This is a genomic window from Halomonas sp. KX33721, from assembly GCF_001596805.1.
Taxonomy (GTDB): domain Bacteria; phylum Pseudomonadota; class Gammaproteobacteria; order Pseudomonadales; family Halomonadaceae; genus Vreelandella; species Vreelandella aquamarina.
Genome location: NZ_LVIA01000049.1, coordinates 1 through 23,147 on the forward strand (window position 1 = coordinate 1; position 23,147 = coordinate 23,147).

The following is a 23,147-nucleotide window of genomic DNA, read 5'->3' on the forward strand; positions in this document are numbered from 1 at the left end:
GCGCCGATACCGGTTTGCACGGTGCGCTCCGGCAGGTAGCCGTTGCGGACGACGACACGGCGGCCGTCTTCCAGCGTCTTGTCGGCATATTGCTCCAGAAACGTGCTCAACTCCGCCTCCACGGCCTTGGCGATCAGGTCTCGGGCCCCTTTGCGCAGCAGCTCATGCAACGGATCAGTAGCGCCGGTGTCTGGCTGCGTCACGGCTTGGAGAGTAGAATTGCTCATGGCGTATCCGTCCTATGTTGGTTGTGATCTGGCGAGATCAATCAACAGGATACGCCACCCTCTCTACTGCCCTCCATACACAAGAACTGAGCTTAACTCGCGCGCGACCTACTGGAATGGATCAACACGCACGGCGGCAAGCTAAATCAACGCGACTTCAAACGCCTGCCAAGTGCCCACCGCAGCGCCAGAAAAGCGCGCCCATTACTTGATTGGCTGGCGCGTGCTGGATACCTGAGAAGCACAAAGCATGGCACTAGCGGCAAAACGGCTGAATGGGTGGTCGTGACTCATGTTTAACCCGATTGAGCGCGGCAGGCAGTTACGTGAACAGCGCCAGCTAGCCAAAGGCTGCGGATTCTGCGGAATTGCGGACAACACGCCGGAAACAGCGTTATATCAAAGCATGGGTGCCAGCGCGCCCACTGCGGACAGCCTGCGGATACATGCGGATAAGCCGCACACAGGTGAAACCCGCAAGTTTTCCGCAAACTATCCGCAAGTCACAACCCCAGCAGCTAGGCACTTTTCCGCAAACCCGCAAAATCCGCAACGGGTAACGGCTGATGATGTGGAAACCATACTTTCCAGCCTCAAGGTGGTAGGTCGTGAGTTGCGAGAAATAGAACCGCTGGCGCGTGCCGTCATGTTGAGTATGAGCAGGCAGGCAGCGGCAGAGCTTGCCGTCACGCTTGATGATGCTTTCACCGTAGCGTCAAGCCATAGCGAGGCTCGCGCACAATGCAGGCGCCTGCTTAACGACCCCAGTGCATTGGCAGACGCCAAAGCCGCTTGGCCTGACTTTCCGCCAGCGCCAGCCATTTCGACATAATTTCCCGTCTATAAAAAGGAGCTAACGTCATGAGCAAGAACCCGCGCCGCTTTACCCGCCCCGCTCGCCTTATCGTTTCCGTAGAGACTGATACCGTAGCCAGTATCGACAGCCTGATGAAGCATGGCCGCCAGCATAGCCACCGCAACCGGGCCGAGTTCGTTAGGCGCGCAATTGAAAGAGAGCTATCCCGCTGTCTAAAACAGCCAGAGCACTAGATATGTATGCCGCATTGCCTTAGAGATTCTGCAAACGATTCATCTAAGAGGTATTCGCCTACGTTGGAGCCTTGTTGGTTAAAACCAACTGAACGATAGATTAACTTTTGGCCTGTAAGCATTTGGTTGAGAATTTCGTCAGCCTTTTGCCCTGTGGTGGCAGTATAGGGCGATAGCGATTTAGACGTATACGCCATTGTGGCGCTGTAAGTTTGCTCCAAAGCTTGTTGCTGTTCTGAGGTAAGGTGCTGAGACATGCTAGCTAGAGATCCCTGGGCAGAAGCATTTGGTACAAGATCCGCTGGTGTTTCATCTACTGAAATCGTCCAGGCCGGGTTTTGGTCAATACGTAGCTGAACTTGTCCGACAGGTATTTTCAAACTGCCGCCACTCATAACGCCTACTCTTATTTCCCCTTCCTTTTTCTCGACAAACGGATATAAGGAACCAGTATAGGTGTACACGCTTGAAGATGTATATTTTGATCCTACAGTCACGCGACACGTTGATTCATCAGTAAATTCATCGGTTTGGAAATCCGCTACCCATCTGACGCTGGGTGCAGTGAGAGAAGAGGAAGAACACCCGTATAAAAAGAGGAAGGATAAAGCTGTTACTGATTTTGCTAATGTGCTTTTTTGCATATGCCACCCCACTCAAAGAAAAATGAGAGTAACAACTTAGCACTACGTTACTTGCTCAGCCACACTGATGATTTTCATACCCCTTAAAAAGAGTCTCTTTGATGATTTTCAGACATGTTTACGCGCGCGTGGCCTGTTAAGCAGGTGAATAACAGGCGCTTTGATGATTTTTCTGAGGTCACTTTGTGCGTACTGATGCTGGAAAAACCTTCATGCCAGCATTGCCCACCATGGCATATTGAACGCGCCCAAGCCTTACCCCTACCCTAAATTACCCCAAGTATTTACATCGACCCTAGCTCCATGGCTACCAAAGGTGGAGTGCCTTATATTTGAAGCCATCTGAAAATTAAGCTAAGTTAACTATTGATAAGTTGAAAAAATTAATCACATGGGACTAATACGATGAAGTTCAAATGGGGTATAGCCATCGTCATGGCAGGTTTAGGGACTGCGCAAGCATCGCAAGAATGCGCGGAAATATCAGACCGCAATAGCAGACTAGCTTGTTATGATGCTGAATATAGGCCATCCATTAATCGCAATACCGTATCCCAGTGGGATACCCAAACTGAGCGTTCCGCTATAGATGATAGCGTTTCAGTGTTCGTATCTGTTGATTCTCAGGAGCCTATACAAGGGCGCTTCAGTCGAGGAAAAGCCCCAGCTCGGCTTGTTATGAGGTGTGTAGAGAACACCACCTCGCTGTTATTTACTTTTAACGACAATCACATGACTAGCCACCAACAATATGGAGAGGTAACGCTACGCATTGATGATGGTCGAGCGTTCACCCGAAGAATGAATGAATCCACTAATAACAGAACCTTAGGGCTATGGAGTGGCGGTCAATCTATCCCTGTCATACGCGATATGTTTGGGGCTGATTTGCTGACAGTCCGGGCAACGCCGTTCAGCGAGTCCCCTATTACCGTGCAATTTCCTATTAGTGGCATTGAAGATGCAGTAGCCCCGCTGCGTGAGGCTTGTAACTGGTAACAAATGCAGCCGAACTCCATCTTTAACGTCTCGCAAAAAAAAAAGCGCCCATGATGGCGCTGTTTTCGTTTGTATGGCTGGCGCTAATAGGCGGCTGATGCGGTGCTGATGCAATGCTGTAGCGAGCATTTTTTGTGGGGGCGCCTGTGGGGGCGAAACGAAAAATCGGCAAATTACCAAGGAAGGAATAAAGATAAAGCATTGATTTTAATGGCGTCCCTGGCAGGAGTCGAACCTGCGACCTGCCGCTTAGGAGGCGGCTGCTCTATCCTACTGAGCTACAGGGACTTACGGGGCGCATAGTATAGCGGTTTGATCCGCCCCGGCCAACCGCGGTTTTGCATCGGCAGAGGTCATATCCAACCGAGCAGGCGAAGAGCGAAGATACCCAGTGTCACGGTCACGCTGGCCATGAGCGTGGTCATGGCGATGATATTAGCGGCCAAGGCCACGTTCCCATTGATCGCTTTGACCATCACGAAGCTGGCGGCAGCAGTGGGGCTGGCAAAGAAAAGAAACAGTAGGCCGAGCTGATTCCCTGAAAACCCCATCAGCCACGCAGCCAATGTGGAAAGCACGGGTAAAATCACCATTTTCATACTGCTGGCGCTGAGCGCCACTTGGCTTCCCTCTCGCATGCTGGATACCGATAGCGTTGCGCCGATGCATATCAACGCGAGCGGTAGCGTGAGCGAGGCAAAGTAATTACCTGAGGTCATCACCCAGCTGGGCAGTGACACCGAGAAAGCGGTAAAAGGGAGCGCAGCGAACACCGAAAGAATCAGCGGATTTTTAATGATATGACCCAGCAAACTCCGCCAATCGGTCGCTTGGCCGGGCTGATAGGCTGCCAAAGCAACGACGGAGAGCGCGTTATACATCACGATCACCACCCCCAGCAGCAAACTACCGGCGGATAACCCATAATTGCCGTACATGCCCGCCGCCAAGGCCAAGCCTACGACCCCACAATTTCCGCGAAACGCTCCTTGAACATAAATGCCACGGTCGGCTCTTGGCACGCGCAGGTGCGCCCAACCCCAACTCAGCAAAAACTGGCCCAACGTGGCGAGGGCAAAAAAGAGCAGCAACGGCACATCTAGAGCAACGCTCAAGTCAGCTTTGACTAGGCTGAGAAAGATCAGCGTGGGCAGTGTAGCTTTGAACACGAGAGACGAGGCGGTCGAAATGAAGGCACTATCGATCCAGCCCAGGCGCTTCAAGGCAATCCCGATGAACACCATGGCAAAAACGGGCAGGGTAACGTCTAGGGTGCGTGTAAAGAGTTCAAGTAAGTCCACGAAGGCGCTCTCAGTCGAATCAGCATCCTCTTATACTCTACCGTTGACTGAGATTTGTCGACTCGCTAGACAGTCTGTCAACGGCTGGGGATCGACGTGGCGCTGGACGATTTCGGCACCAGCTACTCGTCGCTGGCGTACTTTCACCGCCTGCCGGTGCAGTTGATCAAAGTCGATAGAGACTTCGTTCGCGATATGCTGGCGAGCGAAGATGATCGTACGATCGTAGAGAGTATCGTCTTCTTGGCCAAGAGGTTCGCGCGCCCCGTGCCCGCCGAAGCGCTCCCCCAGTGGCTGATCACTTGGCAGCGGGAAGGTTTCCCAGACGCGTCTTAACCGAATAGCTCTATGGGGTCGAACTGTTCGGGCAATTTGACGACCACGGCATCTCGCCCCTCCCCTTTGGCTTCATAACTGGCTGCATCTGCCCGGGAAATCGCCACATGGTCACTGCGACGCACTTCCCAGGCCACGATTTGAGCGATACGGCGGAGCATCTCGTCTCCCAGCGCGTGGCCGCCCTCATCGTTGATAGGCTTGAAATGGTCCAGATCGAAGAGAAGCAGCGCAGAGGGCGTGCTGGTCTTCTGGAAGTCGGCGAATGCCTCTTCCAACCGGCGCTCGAATCCACGTCGATTGAGTAACCCCGTCAACGGGTCGTGCTCTGCCTCCCAGCGCTGCAACGCCTCTTGCTGGCGACGCTCGGTGATGTCCTTCACGACCCCGACCAAGCCCAGCGAGTGCCCCCTTGAGGCAACATGACCACCCGTGCATGAATGTCCAGCCACAGCGTTTCATAGTTGCTGCGCACGAACCGTAGTTGGCGCACGAAATCGCTACCGGTTTTCAAGCTGTGAACCCACATGTCCCTCGCCCCTTCTCGGTCGTCAGGGTGCACCTAGCGCCTTAACTCTAAGCCAAGCGCGTGCGAATTGATAACCACGCTTATTTCACGTATGTTCGCCGCCTGTCTCGCAAACCACCCGACAAAAAATTTCGGCACACTCCATGGCAAAACGTACGGCGGGTTACACCTCTAAAGGCATTGGCAGCATCACACCACTCGCCGCATTTTTAAGAGAATTCGACGACGTCACCCCGCTTCGTCCCCTCAGTGCCCAGCCAGACGCCGTCATTGGATGGGGGTTGAAACCTACCAGCCGCCGAGCGAGGCGCTACGCCAACAAGCGCCGTCTTCCCTACGTCGCCCTGGAAGATGGTTTTTTACGCTCTTTAGGGCTTAGTAGTGCCGGTTACCAACCGCATAGTCTCGTAGTGGATTACAGCGGCATTTACTACGACGCCTCACGACCCAGCGACCTAGAGCAGTGGCTAGCGACCGCCGACTTTTCGTCGGAAGAAGTATCCAGGGCCGAACATTGCATCGCCTTACTAAAGCGTTATCGCTTATCGAAATATAACCATGCGCCGGACAAGCCTCTGAGCGCTAGTGGCGCCACCGTGTTAGTGGTCGACCAGACGGCGGGGGATGCATCCATCGAGTATGGTGGCGCGAGCGCCGCCAGTTTTTCAGCCATGCTGGAGCACGCACTGGCCTATCACCCCCAGGCCAAAGTGCTGGTCAAAATTCATCCCGATGTGATTGCGGGTAAAAAGCAAGGGCACCTTACCAGCGCTCTTCAGCACCCGCGCTGCCAGGTCATCAGCGAAGATATCAACCCCTGGGCCCTGTTCGACCAAGTCGACGACGTCTATGTGGTGACTAGCCAGCTTGGCTTCGAAGCGCTTATGGCGGGCAAACGTGTCCACTGCTTTGGCACCCCTTTCTATGCTGGCTGGGGCCTGACCCAAGACCAACTCCCCTGCCCCCGGCGCACGCGTTCTCGTACATTACCAGAAGTATTCGCGGCGGCCTATCTTCGCTATTGCCGTTACGCTAACCCCTACACGGGCCAGCCATCCACGCTGGAAGAGACGATACACCTCATCGCTGACCAAAAGCGTCAGCAAGAACGGTTGAGAGGCGCATGGCTCGCTTGCGGCTTCTCCTCTTGGAAGCGACGTTTTATCAGCGATTTTCTGGGCCCTGCTGCCCGCGTTCGTTATCAAAAGAGACTCCCCCATCAAGCCGTCGAGCCTCAACGGCTGCTGGTATGGTCGAGCCGTATCGACGGCACCTTCAAAACGCAGCACAGCGAACTGTTGCCTCATCTTTGGCGCATGGAAGACGGTTTTATCCGCTCGGTGGGCCTGGGCGTCGACCTCACTCAACCCTTATCACTGGTGATAGATCGCCACGGTATTTATTACGACCCCAGTCAGCCAAGCGACCTGGAAACGCTACTCAACGAGCATGAATTTAGCGATGACTTACTGGCCAGGGCCGCCGAATTGCGCCAGCGCCTTGTCACCCTGAAGCTATCGAAATATAACGTGCCTGGGGCGGCAGACATTGCCTTACCCGATCATCGAACGGTCATTTTAGTGCCGGGACAAGTCGAGAGCGATGCGTCCATCGCCACCGGCTCACCGAAGATCCGCACCAATAGCGCGCTGCTAAAAGCCGTGCGCCAATCTCAGCCGAACGCTTTCATCATCTACAAAGCACACCCTGATGTGATCAGCGGGGCTCGAGTGGGCAAACTCGATACTGATGCCAAACGTCTGTATGATTTGGACGCCAGCCACGTCGACATCACCGCTTTGCTAGAGCGCGTGGATGCCGTGCATACAATGAGCTCGCTGACCGGTTTTGAAGCCCTGTTGCGTCATCGTCAAGTGACGACCTATGGCCTGCCTTTTTACGCAGGCTGGGGATTAACGCACGATGCCATGCACTGCCCAAGGCGTAACCGTACACTCACCTTGGATGCCTTGGTTGCTGGCACGCTATTGCTGTACCCCAATTACATCGACCCCACCTCTGGTCAGCTTTGCAATGCCGAGACCGTCGTCAGCCTATTGGAGCGGGCAAAGTTACAACAATCTACTGCACAAACACCGCTACTTACATGGAAGCAGCGCCTTTATCGCTGCTATCGTAACTTGTTGATTGGAAGCCATTGAGTTGAAGCAGAAGCGCGCATTCTTATTCTTACAAGGCGTTTGCTCGCCCTTTTACCAACGCTTAGCCCGCCGCCTCACCGACGACGGCCACCGCGTGGTGAAAGTACACTTCAACGCGGGCGACCTCCTCTATTGGCAGCGCACGCACAGCCATAGCCACTTGTTTCGTGGCCCTCTGAGCGAGCTGCCCGCCTACGTCACCTCTCTATGGCAACGCTACGGCATTACCGACCAAGTCCTGTTCGGCGACCGGCGTCCCGTGCACCGCCCAGCGGTCGACCAAGCCCCGGCCGCAGGCATTCGCACCCACGTGTTTGAAGAGGGCTACTTCCGCCCCTTTTGGATCACGCTGGAACGTGAGGGAGTCAACGGCCACTCGCTGCTGCCTCGCGATCCCACCTGGTTTTATGAAACAGGCAAAGCGTTACCTGGGCTTCCTTCTCCGGTACGCTTTCGCTCATCGTTTAAAATCCGCGCTATGCACGATGTGGCCTACCACGTCGCAGGGCTAGCCAATCCCATCGTGGCACCGCGCTACCGCAACCATGCCCCCATTACCGCACCAGTGGAGTATGCAGGCTATATCAAGCGCTTTACGCTGCTCAAGCAGTGGAAAAAACGCGATGCTGAACGGATCAAAACGCTGATCGAAAGTGGCAAGCCATACTTTATGCTGCCCTTACAGCTCAACACAGACGCCCAAATTCGTGACCACTCGCCCTATGCCAATATGGAAGAGGTCATGGACCACGTGATGGGGTCGTTCGCTGAACATGCACCCAGCGATGCACTGTTATGTATCAAGAACCATCCGCTGGACATGGGGCTGGTGAACTACCCCAGCATCATTGAACGGCTCTCAAACTTTTACGGCTCAAACGGGCGCATCGTGTATCTCGAATCGGGAGATCTCAACGCGCTCATTAAGCATGCGGTAGGCACTGTCACTGTGAACAGCACCGTGGGTATTGTTTCACTTGAGTCCCAGTGCCCCACCTTTGCACTGAGCGACCCTATTTATAACTTGGCAGGTCTCACTTACGAAGGCTCGCTCGAAGAGTTTTGGCATCAGCCGCCGCCACCCAGCGCTGCGCTGTTTGGTTTTTTCCGTAATACCGTCATGCACGCGGCTCAGGTTAACGGCGGCTTCTACTGCCAGCCGAGTATTGATCTCGCCGTCAATAATGCCGCCCACATCCTGGAAGCCTGCCCATCACCGCTGGAGAAGCTGCTGTGAGTGTTGACGCCACGACAGACGCCACAACCGATTCCACCACTGACTCCACCACTGACTCCACCACTGACTCCACCACTGATTCCACAATCCTGGAACAGGCAAAACGTTCACGCTACGTGCTAATCACCGGAGCGACGGGGGCCATCGGCGGAGCGCTCGCCAAGGAGTATGCTTCCCCGCAGACGCACCTTATTCTCCATGGCCGTAACACCTCAGCACTGGAACAAGTGGCCAGCGCCTGCCGGGAGAAAGGCGCGCAAGTGACGCTCTCCTCCATCAACCTCACTGATGAGGAGGCACTAGCGCAGTGGCTCACCACGCTCCGTGCCGAGCAGTTGCCGGATATCGTGATCGCCAACGCAGGCAAGAACACACATCCTGAGCAGTTGGGCGAGCTCGAGCCCTGGGCCGATGTTCAAGCCTTGCTGAACATCAACCTCACCACCCCCATTGCCATGGCGCAGCACTTGGTACCCGCCATGCGCGCACGGGGTAGCGGCCAACTGGTATTCATTAGCTCACTGGCAGGTTGGCATGGACTACCCAGCACGCCCACGTACAGTGCCAGCAAAGCGGGCATCAAAGCGTATGGCGAAGCCTTGCGCGGCTTGCTCGCCCCCTGCGGCATCGGGGTAACGGTCGTCATGCCCGGCTACGTCACCTCCCCCATGTGCAATGCCATGCCTGGCCCCAAGCCCTTTGAGTGGCCACCCGAACGAGCCGCCAAAGTGATCATTCGTGGCATTCGCGCCAACCGTGCGCGAGTCAGCTTCCCGTTTCCGCTCAACTTCGGCACTTGGTGGCTGGCCGTCTTGCCAGCAGGCGTGTCGCAGTGGCTCATCAAACGACTGGGTTTCGATCATGTAGGAGGCCGGTAAGATGCTTGGCCACCTGCTCCTATCGCTTAGCCTGCCGCTCTTCATCGGGCTAGTGTTCAGCCTAGCGTTCGAAGCGCTGCTGTCTCCACGGCCTGCTCCTCTCTGGCAGCGGCCGATGGCAGCCAATGTGATCCATCTCGGCAGTTGGCTACTGCTATTTGGGCTTTTCACGCTGCTGCTCCAGCGTCCCTGGTTTGCCGTGGTCTTCGTGCTGTCACTCCAGCTCGTGGTGGTCCAGTCAAGCAATACCAAGTCCAAAACGCTCAACGAACCGTTCATCTGCCACGACTTCGAGTACTTCTGGGACGCCATCCTGCACCCACGGCTTTATGTCCCGTTTTTTGGCATTGGCCTCGCCATCGCGGCCAGCAGCGCGGGGGCCATCGCCATTGGCAGCTTTCTCTATGTGGAGCCGTCGCTGGTTAGCCAGTGGAGCACCGTGCTCTTTTTACAAAGCAACGGACTGCTCGCCGGGCTCGGGGCGGTGCTGGTAGCCGTTGGTTTACGCTCACTCGGCGCCATGTCCCTGCAACCGGTCGAGGATCTACATCGCGTGGGGCTATATGCCAGCCTTTGGGCCTATGGGGTAGCATTGATGCGCTCGTCACCGCCTGACCCTTCGGCATCCCCCTACGCGGCTGCCAGCCAGCCCAGTGCCGTCGCTTCACCAGATAGCGCCGAGCGACCCAATGTCGTGCTGGTCCAGAGCGAATCCTTTTTCGATCCGCGCCCATGGTGTCCAGAAGTTGCGCCGACGCTACTGCAACATTTCGATGCCACTCTTACCGAGGCCGTCGAACAGGGCGAGTTGAGCGTGCCGGCCTGGGGGGCCAATACCGTACGCACCGAATGCGCCGTGCTCACGGGGTTGGCACCCAGCGCCTGGGGTGCCCGCCAGTTCAACCCCTACCGCACGCTAAGCCGTTACCCGCTACCCAGCGTGGCGAGCGCTTTTCGCGCGCAGGGTTACCGCACTATTTGCGTGCACCCTTACCCCGCTACCTTTTACATGCGCGACAAGGTCATTCCGCAGCTAGGCTTTGATACCTTTATCGATATCAGCGCGTTTAGCAGCAGCGATAAGCACGGGCAGTACATAGGCGACCGAGCCGTGGCACGAAAGGTTGGACGCCTGCTGAAAGATGACGATAATAGGCCGCTATTTATTTTTGTGATCACCATGGAAAACCACGGCCCGCTGCATCTGGAAGCGCCCCAACAGGCACGTTTGGCCGATACGCTGCCGAACGCCGCGTGGCCGCTTCCAGGCCATCTGCGGGAGCTCGCCGTTTACTTGCACCATTTAGGTGAAGCTGATCAAATGCTGGCAAGCGTTAAAACAGCGCTAAACGAGAGCACGAGGCCTGGAATACTGAGCTGGTATGGCGACCACGTCCCTATACTGCCCGATGCGTATGGGTACTTCATGCCCCCTACGGGCAGCACCCCATACATGATATGGTCAACGCAACCAACACCGCCTGACCAAATGCCTGCCGAGCAACCGCTGCAGGGAATAGCAGCCAACGAACTTGGCGTCCGGCTATTTAAACAAGTGTTTGGACGCGATATAAGTAACGATGTGATCAAGGCAGAACCAGAACCTCAGGAGCAAGAATGACTAAACGTGTGGCCATCATCGGTGCCGCCCATCGTTTCCCCGGCACCACCCCTGAAACGTTCTGGCAAGACCTGCAAGCCGAAAAAGACCTCGTCACCCAAGTGGCCCCAGATCGCTGGAGCCATGATGCCTTTTGGCACCCAGATAAACGCCACCCTGGCACCAGCGTCACCTTTGCTGCGGGTAGCCTGGGCGATATCAGCGGGTTCGACGCAGCGTTTTTCGGTATTTCCCCACGCGAAGCGGCCAATATGGACCCGCAGCAGCGCATGCTGCTGGAGCTCGCCTGGGAAACCATGGAAAGCGCCGGCATCGTGCCCAGCACTCTGCGTGGCAGCCAGTGCGGCGTTTTCCTGGGCGTCGCCAGTCTTGACTACTCTTACCGTTTAGCCGATGACATGTCGGCTATTGATGCTTCGACCGCCACGGGCAACACCTCGAGCATCGCCTCCAACCGACTCTCTTATGTGTTTGACTTGCATGGCCCCAGCATGTCGCTGGACACCGCGTGCTCGTCCTCCATGGTGGCGTTTCACCAGGCTTGCCAATCCATTCGCAGCGGTGAAACGACCGTGGCACTGGCGGGCGGTATCAGCCTGCACTTGCATCCCTACGGCTTTATCATTTTCTCTAAAGCCAGCATGCTCTCGCCCACCGGACGCTGTCAGGTGTTCGACGAAGCGGGTAATGGCTACGTACGCTCCGAAGGCGCAGGACTTTTCCTGCTCAAAGATTACGACTTAGCCGTCGCCGACGGTGACAACATACTGGCCGTGGTCGCCGGGTCAGCCGTGAATACCGACGGTCATAAATCCGGCCTGACGGTACCCAACACCAGTGCTCAAACCGACTTGATGCGTCGCGCCTACGAGCAAGCGGGCATCTCCCCCGATGAGATCGACTATTTAGAAGCCCACGGTACCGGCACCGCCGTTGGCGACCCCATCGAAACCCGCGCCATTGGCGAGGCTATTGGCAAACATCGGCAAACGCCGCTGCCGATTGGTTCGGTAAAAAGTAATGTCGGCCACTTGGAAACCGCCTCGGGCGTGGCGGGGCTTGCCAAAGCGCTTTATAGCCTGCAGCACCGCGAGGTGCCCGCGACCATTGGCATTCGCAAGCTGAATCCGCGCATCAAGTTCGACGAATGGAACTTGAGCGTGGTCACCAAAGCCCAGCCGCTGAAACCCACAGGCCGTTTGGTGATTGGCATCAACTCGTTTGGCTTTGGTGGCGCCAACGCCCACGTCATTTTGGAGAGCGCACCGGAAAAAGCGGCAGCGCCTCGCCAAACACCCGCTACCCCGCTGCCCATTCGCCTTAGCGCCCGCAGTGAAGCGGCCCTGACCGACAATGCGCTGGCGCTGGCCAAGCACCTGCAGGTATCCGGGCAGGATTTTTACGATATAGCCCATACGCTTTATCACCACCGTGAGCAGCACAGCCACGGCGCGCTCTGCTTTGCCAGCAGCGCTGACGAAGCCGCCACGGCACTGCGCCAGTTTGCCGAAGGAGAGGCCAGCCCCGTCATGACGCTAGAGCGCCTCGCCAATGCCCGAGGCCCGGTGTTCGTCTACGACGGCAACGGCTGCCAGTGGGCCACCATGGGCCACGACCTGCTCGACACCGCTCCGGCCTTCAGCGACGCCATCGACCGCGTCGATGCGCTGTTCCAGCGCTACGGTCGCTTCTCTCTGCGTGACGAATTAGCAGGCCGCAACCGGTCAGAAGGCGAAGAGAGCCGCTTCGTACGCACCGAAATCGCCCAGCCCGCACTGTTTGCCCTTCAGGTAGCGCTGACCGAGTGGCTAAAAGCGCAAGGCATTACCCCCGCCGCCGTGTTCGGCCACAGCGTGGGTGAAGTCGCTGCTGCCTGGGCATCGGGTGCCCTGAGCCTGGAAGACGCGGTCAAAGTGATTTATTACCGCAGTGACTATCAGGGCAAAACTCGCGGCCTAGGGGAAATGACGGCGGTGGCGATGAGTGCCGATGAGATCACTCCTTGGCTCGCCAAGCCCGAATTCGACAAGATCAGCCTGGCGGGCATCAATAGCCCCAAAGGCATTACCCTGGCGGGCGATCGCGACCAGCTCGGCGAGCTGGAAGCTGCGCTGAGTGCCGAAGGCACCTTTGCCAAACGCCTGCCGCTGGATTACGCCTTCCACAGCCCCGCCATGGACAGCATCCAGGAAGGCGTGATGGAAGCGCTGGCCGATATTCAGCCGCAGCCCTCTCGAATTCCGTATTTCTCCACCGTCACCGGAGCCTTGGCCGAAGGCACGACGCTGGATGCCCACTACTGGTGGCTCAACATCCGCGAGCCGGTGCTCTTCGATAGCGCAGCGACCGCCCTCATCGAGCAGGGTTACAACGTCTTCGTCGAAGTCGGGGCGCACCCGATCTTACGCCGCTATCTCAACGAATCGCTGCGCCAGCAAGAGCGCAGCGGCTTAGTCTTCGGCACCATCGAGCGCCACAAGCCTGGGTTAGACGGCTTGAACCGCACGCTCAGCCAGCTGCTACTCAGCGGATTAAGCGTCAACAGCCAGCGCTTCTTCCCCGTGGAGGGCCAGCGCGTCCTGCTGCCCCGCTACTCATGGCAGCGCACTCACCTATGGGTTCAAGGCACCAACGACGGCCAAGGCCTACTATCACGCTATTACCAGCACCCGTTGCTTGGCTACCCGCTGGCCCAGCAAGAGCACACTTGGGAGAGCCAATTAGACACCAAGCGGCAGCCTTGGCTGGCCGACCATGTGGTGGGTGAAGGGGCCGTCTTCCCCGGCGCGGGCTTCGTCGAGCTGGCGCTGGCCGCCGCGCTACAGCAGAAAGAGACGCCGGTTCTCGATATCGAGGAGCTGGAAATTCGCGCCCCGCTGCTGCTGGACGGCCCCAATGGCCGTACCATGCGTCTCACCCTCGATCCCGATGATGGACGTCTGGCCATCCACTCTCGAGAGCCCGCCACGGGAAGCGAGTGGCAGCTCAATGCCGTGGCACGCCGGATGCGCGAAAGCCGCGGTTTCCTGCTCAACCGCAGGGCGCCAGCGCTGCCCAAGCGTGATGCTGACTATACCCTAGACGAGCATCTGCACATGGCCGAACGCATTGGCCTGCACTATGGCCCTGCGTTTCAGGCGATTCAACGCGGCTGGATCGAGGGCGATAGCGTCATCGGCGAGATTCACCTCTCGGAAGCCGTCACCGCCCAGCTCGACACGCTGCACGTGCATCCCGGCATTCTCGATAGCGCTTTCCAGCTGTTCATTCCGCTGCTGACACGCCAGGCCGAGTTTGCCTCGCAGCTCGCCTTCGTGCCCGTGCGCGTAGGCCGTATTCAGGTCAATGCCGAAGCCGGAACCCCCGTGCTGGCCCGCGCCGTCATGGGCAAACGGGCACCGCACTCCTTCACCGCCGACTTCGAGCTCTACGATGCCGAAGGTCGCGCCGTGGCCGTGCTCAGCCAGACCCGCTTCAAGGCCATTCGCCTGAACCGCGCGCACCACCAGCACTTTAGCTATTTAGACATGGAGCTCACGCCCGCTCCGCTGAAAGCCGCCGCGCTACCGCTTTCCGCAGACGCGCTGACGCGCCTGATGAGCTTCAGCGATGCTTACACCGCCAGCACTGGCCAGCGCTATGCGCAAGAAGTGGCCCCCCTGCTCGATAGCCTTAGCGAGGCCTTCGTCCAGCAGGCTAACGGCGACGACGACGCATCTCCAGCGCCAGAGACCATTTGGCAGCTCTTGGTGCAGGAGTATCCCGACTACTTCGCGCCCATTCACCTCGTCGGCCGCTTGGGCCTGCACCGTGAACCGCTACTCAATGGCCGTGATACGCTGGAAAGCCTGGGCATCACTGCCGAGCATTTGGCCGGCATCAATCGTGTCCTGGTGGGTGAAAGCGGTTGGCAAGTTCTGGCCCATGAGCTAGGTGCGCTGATGGAGGCCTCTCTGGCCACTCTGCCAGATGGCCAACGCCTCAATCTACTGGAAGCAGGCCCCTGCGCGCCCGCGTTGGGCCAGCGCTTGCTTGAACAGCTTGCCCACGGCGCCCCGGCTACGAACGACCGTTATCGCTACCGCGCGCTCACCACGAGCGACACGGCGCGCTACCAGGCGGAACAGCTGCAAGAGCGCTACCCGCTGATGGACATTCAGTCATTAGACGAGGCGCTACCGGCACTGACAGCTGCGCAAAAGGCACAGCTTGCGTTCGTCAGCGCAGATGTAACCCAACCCGAGCGCACACGCCAACTGATCGAGGCCCTGCCCGCGCAATTGGCGCCGGGCGCGCAGATCATGGTGATTGGCCTTCATCCAAGCCGCTGGCTGGATGACCTGCTGGCAACGCCGGGCATCGATCAAGCTGCGTTAGAACAGAGCACGCTCATCGAGTGGTTGAGCAGCCAAGGGCTGAGCGTCTCCGCGCCAATCGAGTTAGAAGAGAGCGGCGCTTACCTGCTGCACGCGCAACAAACAGAACACAACGACGCCAACGTTCAGGCATCCAGCACCCAAACGCTGCTAGTGGCCGACGCTCAGCAAGAAGCGCTCGCGGCAGCATTGGCCAAACAGCTGAGTAGCCATGCAGGCCACAGCGTATGGCTTCGCATCAGCGACGCAGCGCCGCAAACGCTACTCAATGAAGCGCTGGCCGATCTCACCGACACACCGACGGCACTGAACGTGCTCGATCTGCGTGAGCTAGGCAGCACGACCACCGAGGCTCAAACGCAGCGCTGTTTCGCCGCGCAGCAGTGGTCGTTGGCGCTGGAAGCGAGCGGCCTGGACGCGCAAGGCTGCCATGTGACCTTATGGCTGACCACTCAAGGTTACCAGCGTGCCGACGACGCCGCGCTATGGGGCTTTGGCCGCTCGCTGGCCAACGAGGCCGTGGGCCACAGCGTCACCCTAGTTGACTTGCCAGATGCCCCCGGTGCGTCTGCGCTCGCCACCTTCGCGGCCTCTATCGCGGAACCGGATAGCGAAAACGAGCTGGTGATGACGCAAGAAGGCACCCGCTTTGCCACGCGCCTGCGTACCCTGCCCGCTCCGCACCCGCACAAGGCCAGCCAGGCAGCGCCGCGCCAGGCCATGACGCTGGGCTTTGCCCTGCCCGGCCAGCTGCGCCAGCTACAGTGGCGGCCACGCCAGCTCCCCGACCTGGATGCCGACGAGGTGGAAGTGCGCGTCAAGGCCACCGGCCTGAACTTCCGCGATGTCATGTACACCCTCGGGCTGCTCTCCGATGAAGCCATCGAAAACGGCTTTGCCGGCCCCACGTTGGGCCTGGAGTTCTCCGGGGAAGTCGTGGCCGTCGGCAGCAACGTCACCCACTTGGCCCCCGGCCAAGGCGTGGTCGGTTTCGGCCCTGCCAGCTTCAGCGACCGCCTGGTCGCCAGCCAGCACGCCGTGGCGCCCCTGCCGGAAGGTGTTAGCTACGCCGCTGCCGCCACCATCCCGACGACCTTTTTTACCGTGTACTACGCGCTAAAACACTTGGCGCGTTTAGAACCCGGCGAAAAAGTGCTGATTCACGGCGCTGCAGGCGGTGTGGGCATTGCCGCGCTACAAATCGCCCAGTGGATGGGGGCCGAGATTTACGCCACGGTGGGCTCGGAAGAGAAGCGTGATTTCCTCCGCCTAATGGGCGAAGAGCGCCTGTACGACTCCCGCTCGCTCACCTTTGCCGAAGAGATCCTCGAAGACACCCAGGGTGAGGGCGTCGATGTCGTCCTCAACTCCCTGGCCGGTGAAGTCATTAACCAAAACCTGCGCGCTTTACGCCCGTTCGGTCGCTTCCTGGAGCTTGGCAAGCGCGACTTCTACGAAAACACCCATATTGGCCTGCGCCCGTTCCGCAACAACCTGAGCTACTTCGGCATCGACTCCGACCAGCTAATGAAGGTGCAGCCGGCCCTCACCCAGCGCCTGTTCGGCGAAATGATGGCACTGTTCAACGACGGCACGCTGAGCCCGCTGCCGTTTACCGCCTTCAGCCACAGCCAGGTCATCGATGCCTTCCGCTACATGCAGCAGGCGCGCCAGATCGGCAAGGTCGTCGTCACCTACGAGCAGCCCATTGCCCCGCCACGCCAAGAGCAGCTAGGCACCGCCAGCATGCAGCTACCCAGCAATGCCAGCTACCTGGTGACCGGCGGCCTGGGTGGCTTTGGCCTAAAAACCGCACAATGGCTGGTCGATAAAGGCGCACGCGAGCTGATTCTACTCAGCCGCAGCGGCCCGGCCAGTGAAGAAGCGCAAGCAGCCGTGGCTGACTTCGAAGCGCAAGGTGTGAACGTGCTGGCGGCGGCGTGCGACATTACCGACCGCGATGCCCTGGCACAGGTGTTCGAGCGCGCCAAACGCGAGCTCAGTCCGCTGCGCGGTATCGTGCATGCCGCCACGGTCATCGATGACGGCCTGATTCGCAACCTGGATGCCGAGCGGATTCAAAACGTGCTCTCACCGAAGATCGACGGTGCCAAGCACTTAGAGGCGCTGACGGCCAACGACACCCTCGACTTCTTCGTGCTCTACTCATCGGCCACCACCCTGTTCGGCAACCCAGGCCAAGCCAACTATGTGGCCGCCAACCACTGGCTCGAAGCGTTCGCGGCCCGCCGTCGGGCCCAAGGTCTACCGGCCACCTGCGTGCGCTGGGGCGCCATAGAAGACGTCGGCTTCCTGGCCCGCAACACCCGCACCCGCGACGCACTGCAAGAGCGCCTGGGCGGCTCGGCACTACGCTCAGACGACGCCCTCAAGGTGCTCGAACAAATGCTGCTGACGCCTGGGCCAAGCCTGGGTGTATTAGAGCTCGAGTGGGGTGCGCTGGCGCGCTTCCTGCCCACTTCCGGCACGCCGCGCTTCGATGAGATTGCCCGCGCCAGCGACGACGACGGTAGCCTGGATAGCGACGACGACATCAGCGCGCTGCTGGCAGATCTCTCGCCCGAAGAGCTGCATAGCACGATCACCGAGCTGCTGCGCGCCGAACTGGCCAGCATTCTGCTGATCGATGAAGAAAAAATCGACGTGAATCGCTCGGTCTACGACATGGGCTTCGACTCGCTCATGGGGGTCGAGTTAATGACGGCCATCGAGAACCGTTTAGGCGTCCAAGTACCGGTGATGGTGCTCAGCGAAGCCTCGACGCTGGATAAGCTCGCAGGTGTGCTGATTCAGAAACTACACCAGCGCGATGAGGATGTTGAAGAGTCGCCACAAGATGCGTTAGCCTCTCTGGCCGCCCGCCACGGTGCGGATGGCATCAACAGCGAGCCCGCATCCTCCCCTGCGACCGAGACACCATGACCGCCAAGCGTTCTGAGTTAAAACGCCAGCTTCTGGAAAAAGCGCGCCAGCGCCCTACCGCCAGAGCCGCCGCTCCCTCTGCCCCCAGCGCCCAAGGCGCGGGGGCAGCCCGTTCCGTGCCCGAGCGCTTTACGCGCTTCGATGCGCACCCAGGCTATCAGCAGCTCATGATGATGCGCCAAGGCGCTGAGCAGCTCGGCCTGGAGGTGCCCTTCTTCAAGGTACATGAGGGCCTGGCGGGGGCCACGAGCGTGATGGATGGCCGCACCTGCATCAACTTTGCCAGCTATAACTACTTGGGTTACTCCGGCGACCCGCGGGTCATCCAGGCCGCCTGCGAGGCCGCGCAGCACTACGGCACTTCGGTATCTGCCAGCCGTGTGGTCTCGGGCGAACGACCCATTCATGGCGAGCTGGAACAGGCCATCGCCAAGGCGTATGCCGTGGAAGATGCCGTGGCCTTCGTCAGCGGTCACGCCACCAACGTCTCCACGCTAGGCTACCTGCTGGGCCCCAAGGATCTGATCCTCCACGACGAGTACATCCACAACAGCTCGTTGGTGGGCGCGCAGCTCTCGGGCGCCAAACGCATGTCGTTCAGCCACAACGACCCCGACGCCTTGGAGGCATTGCTTGTCCAGCACCGCCATCAATTCGAGCGCGTCCTGGTCGTGATCGAAGGGCTTTACAGCATGGACGGCGACATACCCGACCTGCCGCGCTTCATTGCCCTCAAACAGCGCCATCAAGCCTGGCTGATGGTGGATGAAGCCCACTCCTTCGGCGTGATGGGCAAAACCGGCTTGGGCCTGCGGGAACACTTTGCCATCGACCCCACCGATGTCGATATCTGGATGGGCACCATGAGCAAAACACTCTCCGGCTGCGGCGGCTACATCGCGGGCAACCAAGCCCTGGTCGAAACCCTGCGCTACTTCGCGCCCGGCTTCCTCTACAGCGTCGGCATGCCCGCCCAGGTCGCCGCCCCCTCGCTCAAGGTACTGGAACTCATGGCCCAGGAACCCGAGCGCGTCGCCAAACTGCAGACCATCTCTCGCTACTTTCTTGAGCAAGCCCAAGCTCGCGGTATGAATACTGGCCAAAGTATCGGTTCCGCCGTCGTACCAGTGATAGTAGGCAGCTCGCCCCTAGCCGCGCACCTCTCCAACGCGCTGCTGGAGCACGACATCAACGTCCAGCCCATCCTGTACCCCGCCGTACCGGAAAAAAGCGCCCGCCTGCGCTTCTTCCTCTCCTGCGAACACACCCAAGCCCATATCGATGAAACATTAGACGTGCTTGAAAAGCTGTTGGCAAAAGGGATGTGATTCGTGGTGAATGGTGAATGGTGAATGGTGAATGGTGAATGGTGAATGGTGAATGGTGAATGGTGAATGCCAACACCGTAGCGCGGCGTAACGAAAGAGCGAGAGCAACGAGCGAAAGAGGCACCCGCGGAGGCGGCGATAGCCGCCTAGAAGGTGGCACGTTAAACTAGGGAGCCACTGGGCAATAGGAAAAAGTCAATGGTAGTAGAAACAATCGAGACCAGCACTGCCCACTGGTACGTCATTCAGTGCAAAGGCAGCGAATCTTTTCGCGCGGCGGAACACCTATCTAATCAAGGATACGAGGTGTTTCACCCGGTGCTGGATGTAAAACGCAAACGCCAAGGCAAGCTCACCACCGTCACCGAGCCGCTGTTCCCCTATTACCTGTTTATTCGATTAGACCAGGTCGTCAGCAACTGGCGGCCCATCCGCTCTACGCGTGGCGTCCTGCGCCTGCTCACCTTTGGCAACACGCCCATCGCCGTACCCGACGCCCTCGTCGACACCCTGCGTGCCCAACCCCATCGCCAAGAAGGCAGCCACAGTTACTTCACCGCTGGCGAAAAAGTCACCATCACCGACGGCCCCTTCAAAGATCTAGAAGCCATCTTCACCCGCTGCAAAGGCGAAGAACGCGCCATCGTATTGCTTAACGTCCTACAACGGCCTCAGCAGGTAGAGCTACCGGTTGAAAGCTTGGAAAAGCGGTGAAGCGAATGGCGAATGGCGAATGGCGAATGGCGAATGGCGAATGGCGAATGGCGAATGATGGTAAACGGTGAATGATCAACCGTAGCGCGGCGTAACGAATCTTGTGAGGCACGAGCAAATGAGGCACCCGCGAAGGCGGCGGATAGTCGCCTGATCCAGCCACCGTGAATCATCAAACCTCGGTGCCACCCTCGGCACTCCTAACGGAGTGCTTCGCGGGTGCGCTCCGCTTACGCCGCGCTACGGGTGCCCATCTCAAGTGCCGTAAAACCTATCAACACAGAGCAACTGCACATACCCGTAGCGCGGCGTAACGACTGAGCGAGAGCAACGAGCGAAGGAGGCACCCGCGAAGGGCGGCGCCAGCCGCCCTGATCACGCCACCACAAGCAACCGCGCCACCGCTCACACATATGGCCTCATCGGCATCCCTAACGGGATGCTTCGCGGGTGCACTCCCTTCCCAATCAAGGTACGCTTACCCTAAATTCACTGCAGGGAAGCAGCCCTTGGCCACCTACCGACGCGCGCACATCCCCGGCGGCACCTACTTCTTCACAGTGGTAACCTACGGCCGCCAACCGCTCCTGGCGGACCACCTCAACATCAACGCCCTGGGCCGGGCCTTCCGTCGCGTGAAAGAAGAACGCCCCTTCACCATGGACGCCTTCGTCCTGATGCCCGACCACCTGCACTGTATCTGGACACTCCCCGAAGGAGATGCGGATTACTCCTCCCGATGGAGAGACGTCAAAAAGTATGCCTCTCAAGAATTTTTGTTTCCCCCCGGCAGCCCACATGCTTGGCAGCGTGGATTTTGGGAGCACGTCATCCGCGATGAGAACGATTGGCAGCGCCACATGGATTACATCCATTACAACCCAGTGAAGCACGGCTGGGCGCAGTCCCCCCGCGAATGGCAATGGTCCAGCTTTCACCAATGCGTCAAGAAGGGATGGTACGAGCCAGACTGGGGAGCGCAAGACATACCGGACGTCGCCGATATGGACTGGGAGTAGAATGCCTGCCCCCCTACCGGAGTGCTTCGCGGGTGCGCTATCGCTTACCACGCGCTACGAATGTATGCCCCGCCCCGTAGCGCGGCGTAACGAAAGAGCGAGAGTAACGAGCGAAGGAGGCACCCGCGAAGGCGGCGATAGCCGCCTGGATGAAGGCACCGTGAATGATCACACCTCGGTGCCACCATCGGCACTCCTAACGGAGTGCTTCGCGGGTGCGCTCCACTTACACCGCGCTACGGGTTCTCACCTCAATTGCCGACACTGGGCGCTTGCACATACCCGTAGCGCGGCGTAACGAATCTTGCGAGGCACGAGCAAATGAGGCACCCGCGAAGGCGGCGATAGCCGCCTGATCAAGCCACCGCAAATCATCACACCACAGTGCCACCATCGGCACTCCTAACGGAGTGCTTCGCGGGTGCGCTCCGCTTACGCCGCGCTACAGGGTCATCGCCAACGTCGGGCATGGGGAATAATCACGGGCACGGACACTACCGTAGCGCGGCGTAACGACTGAGCGAGAGCAACGAGCGAAGGAGGCACCCGCGGAGGGCGGCGCCAGCCGCCCCGATTACGCCACCACAACCCACCGCGCCACCGCCCACCCATGAGGCCTCACCGGCAACGCTCCTCGCGTTGCTTCGCGGGTGCGCTCCGCTTACGCCGCGCTACGGGTGCCCATCTCAAGTGCCGTGATACCTATCAACACAGAGCAACTGCACATACCCGTAGCGCGGCGTAACGAATCTTGCGAGGCACGAGCAAATGAGGCACCCGCGAGGGCGGCGGATAGCCGCCTGATCAAGCCATCGCAAATCATCACACCTCGGTGCCACCATCGGCACTCCTAGCGGAGTGCTTCGCGGGTGCGCTCCGCTTACGCCGCGCTACGGGTGCTCACCTCAAGTGCCGTAAAACCTATCAAAACGGTGCAACTGCACATACCCGTAGCGCGGCGTAACGAATCTTGCGAGGCACGAGCAAATGAGGCACCCGCGAAGGGCGGCGCCAGCCGCCCTGATCACGCCACCACAAGCAACCGCGCCACCGCTCACACATATGGCTTCATCGGCATCCCTAACGGGATGCTTCGCGGGTGCGCTCCGCTTACACCGCGCTACGGGGTCATCGCCAACATCGGGCACAGGTAACCCCCCCCGCACGAAAGATGCACTCCCTTCCCAATCAAGGTACGCTTACCCTAAATTCACTGCAGGGAAGCAGCCCTTGGCCACCTACCGACGCGCGCACATCCCCGGCGGCACCTACTTCTTCACAGTGGTAACCTACGGCCGCCAACCGCTCCTGGCGGACCACCTCAACATCAACGCCCTGGGCCGGGCCTTCCGTCGCGTGAAAGAAGAACGCCCCTTCACCATGGACGCCTTCGTCCTGATGCCCGACCACCTGCACTGTATCTGGACACTCCCCGAAGGAGATGCGGATTACTCTTCCCGATGGAGAGACGTCAAAAAGTATGCCTCTCAAGAATTTTTGTTTCCCCCCGGCAGCCCACATGCTTGGCAGCGTGGATTTTGGGAGCACGTCATCCGCGATGAGAACGATTGGCAGCGCCACATGGATTACATCCATTACAACCCAGTGAAGCACGGCTGGGCGCAGTCCCCCCGCGAATGGCAATGGTCCAGCTTTCACCAATGCGTCAAGAAGGGATGGTACGAGCCAGACTGGGGAGCGCAAGACATACCGGACGTCGCCGATATGGACTGGGAGTAGAATGCCTGCCCCCCTACCGGAGTGCTTCGCGGGTGCGCTATCG

Annotated in this window: 15 protein-coding genes, 1 tRNA gene and 2 pseudogenes; 13 read left to right on the plus strand and 5 right to left on the minus strand. The window is 58.9% G+C overall.

Annotated elements, in window-relative coordinates:
• A pseudogene (locus A3220_RS15540) lies at positions 1 to 227 on the minus strand (IS256 family transposase); the annotation flags it as partial.
• Between the two features lie 292 nt (positions 228 to 519).
• On the opposite strand from A3220_RS15540, the gene A3220_RS15545 reads away from it, so the two are divergent.
• Together A3220_RS15545 and A3220_RS15550 are read left to right on the plus strand one after the other, a co-directional pair.
• Positions 520 to 1,059, plus strand: a complete 540-nt coding sequence (locus A3220_RS15545) for a hypothetical protein (RefSeq protein ID WP_062375760.1) — start codon at positions 520 to 522, stop codon at positions 1,057 to 1,059.
• A 29-nt stretch (positions 1,060 to 1,088) separates the two neighbouring features.
• Complete coding sequence (locus tag A3220_RS15550) at positions 1,089 to 1,277, plus strand: hypothetical protein (RefSeq protein WP_062375764.1); 189 nt, start codon at positions 1,089 to 1,091, stop codon at positions 1,275 to 1,277.
• Here A3220_RS15550 and A3220_RS15555 read toward each other — a convergent pair.
• Positions 1,274 to 1,921, minus strand: a complete 648-nt coding sequence (locus A3220_RS15555; protein ID WP_084812798.1) for a hypothetical protein — start codon at positions 1,919 to 1,921, stop codon at positions 1,274 to 1,276. The genes A3220_RS15550 and A3220_RS15555 overlap by 4 nt on opposite strands.
• Before the next feature lie 405 nt (positions 1,922 to 2,326).
• Between A3220_RS15555 and A3220_RS17070 the strand changes: the two genes are divergently transcribed.
• On the plus strand, positions 2,327 to 2,920 hold the full coding sequence (locus A3220_RS17070) for a type VI secretion system-associated protein TagO (protein ID WP_084812799.1): 594 nt from the start codon (positions 2,327 to 2,329) through the stop codon (positions 2,918 to 2,920).
• Between the two features lie 211 nt (positions 2,921 to 3,131).
• Here A3220_RS17070 and A3220_RS15560 read toward each other — a convergent pair.
• Both A3220_RS15560 and A3220_RS15565 read right to left on the minus strand, forming a co-directional pair.
• Positions 3,132 to 3,208 (minus strand) — tRNA-Arg (locus A3220_RS15560).
• A gap of 65 nt (positions 3,209 to 3,273) precedes the next feature.
• A complete protein-coding gene (locus tag A3220_RS15565) occupies positions 3,274 to 4,221 on the minus strand; it encodes an AEC family transporter (RefSeq protein ID WP_044629048.1) in 948 nt (315 codons plus the stop codon).
• A gap of 90 nt (positions 4,222 to 4,311) precedes the next feature.
• Between A3220_RS15565 and A3220_RS15570 the strand changes: the two genes are divergently transcribed.
• Entirely contained in the window at positions 4,312 to 4,557 is a 246-nt protein-coding gene (locus A3220_RS15570) for an EAL domain-containing protein (RefSeq protein WP_290123755.1), read from the plus strand.
• On the opposite strand, the pseudogene A3220_RS15575 reads toward A3220_RS15570, so the two are convergent.
• Positions 4,554 to 5,119, minus strand: a pseudogene (locus A3220_RS15575) (diguanylate cyclase); the annotation flags it as partial. The gene A3220_RS15570 and the pseudogene A3220_RS15575 sit on opposite strands and share 4 nt — an antisense overlap.
• 110 nt (positions 5,120 to 5,229) lie before the next feature.
• Between A3220_RS15575 and A3220_RS15580 the strand changes: the two are divergent.
• The 9 genes from A3220_RS15580 to A3220_RS15620 all read left to right on the plus strand — a co-directional run bounded on the left by A3220_RS15580 (position 5,230) and on the right by A3220_RS15620 (position 23,104).
• Positions 5,230 to 7,248 carry a capsular polysaccharide biosynthesis protein gene (locus tag A3220_RS15580; protein WP_062375772.1) on the plus strand — a complete coding sequence of 673 codons (2,019 nt, stop codon included), beginning with the start codon at positions 5,230 to 5,232 and terminating at the stop codon, positions 7,246 to 7,248.
• A gap of 1 nt (position 7,249) precedes the next feature.
• A complete protein-coding gene (locus A3220_RS15585; RefSeq protein ID WP_062362438.1) occupies positions 7,250 to 8,485 on the plus strand; it encodes a capsular biosynthesis protein in 1,236 nt (411 codons plus the stop codon).
• Between the two features lie 89 nt (positions 8,486 to 8,574).
• Entirely contained in the window at positions 8,575 to 9,363 is a 789-nt protein-coding gene (locus A3220_RS15590) for an SDR family NAD(P)-dependent oxidoreductase (protein ID WP_062375787.1), read from the plus strand.
• Position 9,364: 1 nt separating this feature from the next.
• Entirely contained in the window at positions 9,365 to 10,984 is a 1,620-nt protein-coding gene (locus A3220_RS15595) for an LTA synthase family protein (protein ID WP_062375775.1), read from the plus strand.
• On the plus strand, positions 10,981 to 18,303 hold the full coding sequence (locus A3220_RS15600) for a type I polyketide synthase (RefSeq protein ID WP_062375777.1): 7,323 nt from the start codon (positions 10,981 to 10,983) through the stop codon (positions 18,301 to 18,303). The genes A3220_RS15595 and A3220_RS15600 overlap by 4 nt, the downstream gene beginning before the upstream one ends.
• Positions 18,300 to 19,631 (plus strand): aminotransferase class I/II-fold pyridoxal phosphate-dependent enzyme, encoded by a 1,332-nt coding sequence (locus tag A3220_RS15605; RefSeq protein WP_062375780.1) that lies wholly within the window; start codon positions 18,300 to 18,302, stop codon positions 19,629 to 19,631. Before A3220_RS15600 ends, A3220_RS15605 begins: the two co-directional genes overlap by 4 nt.
• Positions 19,632 to 19,829: 198 nt before the next feature.
• A complete protein-coding gene (gene rfaH, locus A3220_RS15610; RefSeq protein ID WP_062375783.1) occupies positions 19,830 to 20,345 on the plus strand; it encodes a transcription/translation regulatory transformer protein RfaH in 516 nt (171 codons plus the stop codon).
• A gap of 509 nt (positions 20,346 to 20,854) precedes the next feature.
• Positions 20,855 to 21,364 (plus strand): transposase, encoded by a 510-nt coding sequence (locus A3220_RS15615; RefSeq protein ID WP_054641575.1) that lies wholly within the window; start codon positions 20,855 to 20,857, stop codon positions 21,362 to 21,364.
• 1,230 nt (positions 21,365 to 22,594) lie between these two features.
• Complete coding sequence (locus tag A3220_RS15620) at positions 22,595 to 23,104, plus strand: transposase (protein ID WP_054641575.1); 510 nt, start codon at positions 22,595 to 22,597, stop codon at positions 23,102 to 23,104.
• Positions 23,105 to 23,147: the final 43 nt, after the last annotated feature.